A 7025-nucleotide genomic window follows, 5' to 3' on the forward strand; every position below is an offset into this window, starting at 1 on the left:
GCCCCTCGGCTTGCGCGCCTTCCGGGGGAAGCGCGAGGGTCACGGCAGGCAGCTCGGCACCCGCAGCCTCCTCGAAGCGCGATTGCGTGACGGCCTGTGCGCGGGCGCGCACGGCATTGGTCTCGGCGAGATCGGCGCCGGTATGGGCAATCAGCAGGGGAAGAGCGGCGCGGCGGCGGCGCAATTCACGCAGGATGTCGGCCACCGCGCCCTGCACCGGATCATCGAGCCGTGCCACGACGACGAGGGCATGGCTGCCGCGCTCGGCTTGCGCGAGATCATCTTTCGGATCATAGCCGGCCTCGCCGATGCCGCGCGTATCGAGAAAGCGCAGCACCGGGTGCTCTGCCGGATAATCATAGGCCATGGCCGTGCGGGTGCAGGGCGCGAAACCCTCGCCGATATCCGCCTCGCCCGTCAGTGCGCGCACCAGCGAAGATTTGCCCGCTCCGGTCTTGCCGAGCAGCCACAGGGTCGGCGTCGGCACCGCCTGGCCTTCGATCACCGGCGGCGAAACCGCCGCGCCCTTGCGCAAGATGCGCCCGATATAATCCCGCACGACCGATCCATTCGCCTCGTTGAAGCCGGAATCTAGTGTCTGCGCGGGCGCGGCGCAATCGGCGTCACGCCGGCCTCAGCCGACCACCGCATCCACCGCGTCACCCAGCCGCTCGACGATGGCGTCGATATCGGCCTCGTTGACGATGAAGGGCGGGGCGAGGAGGACGTGATCGCCGTGGATGCCGTCGATGGTGCCGCCCATCGGATAGCACATCAGCCCGCGCGCCATGGCCTCCTGCTTGATCTGCGCATGCACCTTGCGCGCCGGGTCGAACGTTTCCTTCGAGGAGCGGTCGGCGACGAGCTCGATGGCCTGGAACAGGCCGCGCCCGCGAATATCGCCCACATGGGGGTGATTGCCGAAACGCGCTTCGAGGCGTTGCGTCAGGTATTTCCCCTGTTTGCGCACGTTTTCCAGCAGATTGTCGCGGCGGATCACCTGCTGCACCGCGAGCGAGGCGGCGCAGGCAACCGGGTGGCCGAGATAGGTATGGCCGTGCTGGAACATGCCGGAACCCGCAGCGAAGGCGTCGATGATCTTCTCGTGCACCAGCACCCCGCCGATCGGCGCGTAGCCGCCACCCATGCCCTTGGCGATGGTCATCAGATCGGGGGTGACGCCCTCCTGCTCGCAGGCATGCAGCGTGCCGGTGCGGCCCATGCCGCACATCACCTCGTCGAGGATGAGCAGGATACCGTGGCGGTCGCAGATCTCGCGCACGCGCCGGTAATAGCCCTCCGGCGCGGTGAGTGCCCCGGCGGTGGCACCGCCCACCGTCTCGGCGATGAAGCCGATGATGGTGTCCGGGCCGAGCTCGGCGATCATCGCTTCCAGCTCCTGCGCCAGGCGCTCGCCGTATTCGGCGTCGCTCTCGTCGGCGCGGCGGTCGCGATAGGCATAGGGCGGCGAGACGTGATGCGTCTTGACGAGGAGCGGCTCGAACTGTGCCCGGCGCCATTCATTGCCGCCCACCGCGAGCGCGCCGAGCGTATTGCCGTGATAGCTCTGCTTGCGGGCGATGAAGCGCGCGCGCTGCGGCTGGCCGATCTCGACGAAATATTGCCGCGCCATCTTCAAGGCCGCCTCGATCGCCTCGGAGCCACCCGAGACGAAATAGACATGCGACATCCCCTCCGGCGCATGCGCCACGAGATCGTCGCCGAGCTGCTCCGCCACTTCCGTCGTGAAGAAGCCGGTATGGGCGTATTCGAGCTCGTCGAGTTGCTTGCGCATGGCGCTCAGCACATCGGGATGCATGTGCCCGAGGCAGGAGACCGCCGCACCGCCGGAAGCGTCGATGTAATCGCGCCCCTCCGTGTCGCGGATATGGATGCCCTGGCCGCTCGCGGCCTTGGGGTAGCTGGCTTTCAGGCTGCGGTGCAGGACGCTGGTCATGTCGGTCTCTCGATGATCTCACGCAGATCGTTGGATGCGGCTCGTATCTGTATCGTCGCCCGCATCTCTGCGGGAGCCTGCGCGCGGATCGTGGCAGATGGCATGCGCGTCGGCGAGGCACCGAGCATAATCCGACGGGCGCGCGGGTGCATGCGTGAAATCGCGCAGATCGCGCAGGCGCGCATGCACGCACGATCCTCATGCGTGTCGCCATGCTTCACCAACCCGAAGATGTGTCGCGCGATCCGGCCCCATGCTTGACAGCGCGCGGGAGATGATGGACGTAACGCTTGACAGTTTCGCCTTTGCATCCCGTTCCAACCGCACGAGTGCAGTCTGCCCATGTTCGACAAGATTCTCATCGCCAATCGCGGCGAAATCGCCTGCCGGATCATCAAGACGGCGAAGCGGATGGGCATTGCCACCGTCGCGGTCTATTCCGATGCGGATCGCGATGCGCTGCATGTGGAGATGGCGGATGAGGCGGTGCATATCGGTCCCGCAGCGGCAGCCGAATCCTATCTCGTCATCGAGAAGATCATCGATGCCTGCAAGCAGACCGGCGCTCAGGCCGTGCATCCCGGCTACGGCTTCCTCTCCGAGCGCGAGGCCTTCGCCGAGGCACTGAAGGCGGCAGGTATCGTCTTCATCGGGCCCAACCCCGGCGCCATCGCCGCCATGGGCGACAAGATCGAATCCAAGAAGGCGGCGGCAACCGCCAATGTCTCCACGGTGCCGGGCTTTCTGGGGGTGATCGAGAGCCCCGAACACGCGGTGCAGATCGCCGACGAGATCGGCTATCCGGTGATGATCAAGGCCTCCGCCGGCGGAGGCGGCAAGGGCATGCGGATCGCCCATTCGGCCGACGAGGTTGCGGAAGGCTTCGCCCGTGCCAAATCGGAAGCCGCCTCCTCCTTCGGCGACGACCGGGTCTTCGTCGAGAAATTCATCGTTGATCCGCGCCATATCGAGATTCAGATTCTGGGCGACAAGCACGGCAATGCGATCTGGGTTTCGGAGCGCGAATGCTCGATCCAGCGCCGCAACCAGAAGGTCATCGAGGAGGCCCCGAGCCCGCTCCTCGACGAGGAAACCCGCCGGGAGATGGGCGAACAGGCCGTCGCGCTCGCCAAAGCCGTGGATTATGATTCCGCCGGCACCGTCGAATTCGTCGTCGGCCAGGACAAGTCATTCTTCTTCCTCGAGATGAACACCCGCCTGCAGGTGGAGCATCCGGTCACCGAGATGATCACCGGCATCGATCTCGTCGAGGAGATGATCCGCGTCGCCGCCGGCGAGAAACTGCGCTACACGCAGGACGATATCCGGCTCGACGGCTGGTCGGTAGAGAGCCGCATCTATGCCGAGGATCCCACCCGCGGCTTCCTGCCATCGACCGGGCGGCTGACATTGTACCGCCCGCCGGCGGATTCCGGCATGGACGGCGTCAGCGTGCGCAATGATACCGGCGTCACCGAGGGCGGTGAGATCTCGATCTATTACGATCCGATGATCGCCAAGCTCGTTACCCACGCCCCCACCCGCGAACAGGCGATCGAGGCCCAGGCGCGCGCGCTCGACGCGTTTGCCATCGACGGCATCCGCCACAACATCCCCTTCCTCTCCGCCCTGATGGCGCATCCGCGCTGGCGCGAGGCGCGGCTCTCGACCGGCTTTATCGCGGAGGAATTTCCCGACGGTTTCACCCTGCCGGCCCCGGAAGGTGTCGTCGCGCTGCGCATCGCGGCGGTGGGTGCGCAGATCGACCACCTGCTCAACGAGCGCAAGCGCCGCATCAGCGGCCAGATGCGCCCGGATGAAGCGGTGCGTTTCACCCGCGAGCGCGCCGTCATGCTGGGCAGCGAACGCCACGACATCACGATCAGCGAGGCCGAGGGCCAGCTCGCCGTGGATTTCGCGGATGGAGCCCGCATCCTCGTCGCCAGCGGCTGGAAGCCCGGCGACCCGGTCTGGACCGGCACCATCGACGGCACACCCGTGGCAATGCAGGTGCGCGCCATTCTCAACGGCGTGCGGCTCTCCCATGCCGGTGCCTTCGCCGATATCCGCGTCTACACCCGCCGCGAGGCCGATCTCGCCGCGATCATGCCGGAAAAGCGCGATGGCGGCGCCACCAAGCAGTTGCTCTGCCCGATGCCGGGGCTGGTGCGCTCGCTTCTCGTGAGCGAGGGCCAGGAGGTCAAGATCGGCGAGCCGCTGGTCATGGTCGAGGCGATGAAGATGGAAAACGTGCTGCGCGCAGAGCGCGAAGGCACCATAGCCAGGATCATCGCTAAGGAAGGCGACAGCCTCGCCGTCGATGCGGTGATTCTGGAATTCGCCTGAGCGTATCCGAAGGCGCACGGGTGAAGGCGCACGGGTCTTGCGACCCGCGCCCCCCCGATCGCACGATATCAGAGCGTCTCGACGCCCTTGATCTCGATCCCGAACCCGCCGAGACCGACGAAGGCGCGTTTCGATGTCGAGAGATTGCGGATCGACTTCACGCCGAGATCACGCAGGATCTGGGCGCCGAGCCCGACTTCGCGCCAGGTGCGTGTGCGCTCCGCCTCTGTCCCCGTCGTATCCTCCTTGAATGAGGTCATCGGCACACCCGCCGTGCCCTCGCGCAGATAAACCACGACGCCGCGCCCTTCCTGCGCGATCCGCGCCAGCGCCGCATCCAGTCCGACGCCGCCCTGGAAGATATCCGTCACGACATTGGCGCGATGCAGCCGCGCCAGCACGTTGTCGCCATCGCCCACCGCGCCGTGGACCAGAGCGAAATGCTGGACCTCGTCGAAGGGTGTGGCGTAGGCGTAAGCCGTCATCTCGCCGTATTTCGTCTCGACGGGGAAGCTGCCGAGCCTTTCGACCAGCTTCTCGCGCGCCTGACGATAGGAAATCAGGTCCGCGACGGAGACGCGCCTGAGGCCGTGCTTCTCACCGAAGGCGGTGATCTGCTCGCCCTTCATCACGGTACCGTCGTCATTGGCGAGCTCGCAGATCACGCCGACTTCCGGCAGGCCGGCGAGTTTGCACAGATCGACCGCCGCTTCGGTATGGCCGGAGCGCATCAGAACGCCGCCTTCCTTGGCGATCAGCGGGAAGACATGGCCGGGACGCACGAAGTCACCCGCGCCCATATTGCCGTTGGCGAGCGCGCGTACGGTGTTGCAGCGCTGCTCGGCGGAGATGCCGGTGGTCAGCCCGTGGCGGGTATCGACGGAGACGGTGAAGGCAGTCCCCAGCGGCGCATCGTTTGAGGGCACCATCGGGTCGAGCCGCAGCCGGCGGGCCTCGGCCTGCGTCAGCGGCGCGCAGACGATGCCGCAGGTATGGCGGATGATGAAGGCCATCTTCTCCGGCGTGCAATGCGTTGCCGCGACGATCAGATCGCCCTCATTCTCGCGATCATCGTCATCAGTGACAATGACGATCTCGCCGGCGGCAAAGGCTTCGATGGCTTCTGTGACGGATTGGGGCATGGTGGCTCACATTGGAATGGAGGAAGGGCGATCAGGAACCGCCTGCGGGCCAGGGGGTGCTTTCACCGACCTGGCCCCTGTGTCTGAGATAGTGATCGGCGATGACGCAGGCCAGCATGGCCTCGCCGACGGGAACGGCGCGAATCCCCACGCAGGGATCGTGGCGGCCCTTGGTGAGGATATCGGCCTCGGCATTGTCGCGCGTCACGGTGGCGCGCGGGGTCAGGATCGACGAGGTCGGCTTCACGGCGAAGCGCGCCACCACCGGCTGGCCGGTTGAAATGCCGCCGAGAATGCCGCCAGCCTGATTGCTGGTGAAGGTGGGGGCATCCCCGTTGCCGGGGCGCATTTCATCCGCGTTTTCCTCGCCGGTCAAAGCGGCTGCGGCAAAGCCGGCGCCGATCTCGACGCCTTTCACGGCATTGATCGACATCAGTGCCGCCGCGATCTCGGTATCGAGCTTGCCATAGACCGGCGCACCCAGCCCCGGCGGCACCCCCTCGGCCACGACCTCGATCACGGCTCCGACCGAGGAGCCGGATTTGCGGATGCCGTCGAGATAATCGGCATAGAAGGCAGCCGCCTTCGCATCGGGGCAGAAGAACGGGTTGCGCCCGATCTCATCCCAGTCCCAGTTGCCGCGATCGATCGCATGCGGCCCCATCTGCACCAGCGCGCCGCGCACACGCAGGCCCGGCACGACCTTTCGGGCGATGGCACCGGCCGCAACGCGTGCGGCCGTCTCGCGCGCAGAAGAACGCCCACCGCCCCGATAATCGCGCACGCCGTACTTGATATCATAGGGGTAATCCGCGTGGCCGGGACGGTACTTGTCGCGGATATCGGAATAATCCTTCGAGCGCTGGTCGACATTCTCGATCATAAGCGCGATCGGCGTGCCGGTCGTTACCTGCTGCGGCATGCGCTCGTCCTGGAACACGCCCGACAGAATGCGCACCTGATCCGGCTCGCGCCTTTGCGTGGTAAAGCGCGACTGGCCCGGCCGCCTGCGGTCGAGCTCGGCCTGGATCTCCGCGACGGTGAGCGGGATCTGCGGTGGACAGCCATCCACCACGCAGCCGAGAGCCGGCCCGTGGCTCTCGCCGAAGGTGGTGACGCGAAACAGATGGCCGAAACTGTTATGGGACATGGGCGGGCCCGATCATTGCGAAACGGGGTATTTAGAGCATGTTCTCCCACGAAGAAACCGCTTTCGCGCAAACATCACTCCCGATGCCGGCAAACAGGCGCAATCCGATCATTCCGCAGGCGCGGAGAGCCCGGCCTGACCGCGTGGCAGACCGAAAGTGAAGGCGAAACACGCGGTCAGCATCAGGGCGGAGCCGATCAGGCAGGCCTGGATGCCGCCATACTGGTAGAGCAGTCCCGAGAGCAACGTGCCCGTGAAGCGGCCCGCCGCATTCGCCGCATAATAGAAACCGACATCCTCCGCCGCCTTCTTCGAACCGGCATAGGCGAGGATCAGATAGGAATGCAGCGAGGAATTCACGGCAAAGGCGAAGCCGAAGACGAGGAGGCCCGTCACCAGGATCAGATCGGGCCGCAGATCGAGGCCGATC

General features: G+C 65.9%; 5 protein-coding genes and 1 pseudogene. 1 reads left to right on the forward strand and 5 read right to left on the reverse strand.

Translation table 11 applies throughout. The features are described 5' to 3' along the window. Window positions 1-559: GTPase domain-containing protein (locus VKP01_RS10345; RefSeq protein WP_324412065.1), on the reverse strand; the 559-nt coding region annotated here is incomplete at its 3' end. Window positions 560-634: 75 nt separating this feature from the next. After that, window positions 635-1957, reverse strand: a complete 1323-nt coding sequence (locus VKP01_RS10350) for an aspartate aminotransferase family protein (protein WP_324412066.1) — start codon at window positions 1955-1957, stop codon at window positions 635-637. A gap of 342 nt (window positions 1958-2299) precedes the next feature. Here VKP01_RS10350 and VKP01_RS10355 point away from each other — a divergent pair, with 342 nt between their 5' ends. Next, window positions 2300-4303 (forward strand): acetyl/propionyl/methylcrotonyl-CoA carboxylase subunit alpha, encoded by a 2004-nt coding sequence (locus VKP01_RS10355; protein ID WP_324412067.1) that lies wholly within the window; start codon window positions 2300-2302, stop codon window positions 4301-4303. 68 nt (window positions 4304-4371) lie between these two features. Here VKP01_RS10355 and ribB read toward each other — a convergent pair whose 3' ends face one another. The 3 genes and pseudogenes from ribB to VKP01_RS10370 all read right to left on the reverse strand — a co-directional run. Further along, window positions 4372-5445: a 3,4-dihydroxy-2-butanone-4-phosphate synthase gene (ribB, locus tag VKP01_RS10360; RefSeq protein WP_324412068.1), complete on the reverse strand. Its 1074-nt coding sequence runs from the start codon at window positions 5443-5445 to the stop codon at window positions 4372-4374. 31 nt (window positions 5446-5476) lie between these two features. Next, window positions 5477-6595 (reverse strand): chorismate synthase, encoded by a 1119-nt coding sequence (gene aroC / locus VKP01_RS10365; RefSeq protein WP_324412069.1) that lies wholly within the window; start codon window positions 6593-6595, stop codon window positions 5477-5479. 108 nt (window positions 6596-6703) lie between these two features. Next, a pseudogene (locus VKP01_RS10370) lies at window positions 6704-7025 on the reverse strand (MFS transporter); the annotation flags it as partial.

Source organism: Saliniramus sp. (genome assembly GCF_035311605.1).
Taxonomy (GTDB): Bacteria; Pseudomonadota; Alphaproteobacteria; order Rhizobiales; family Beijerinckiaceae; genus Saliniramus.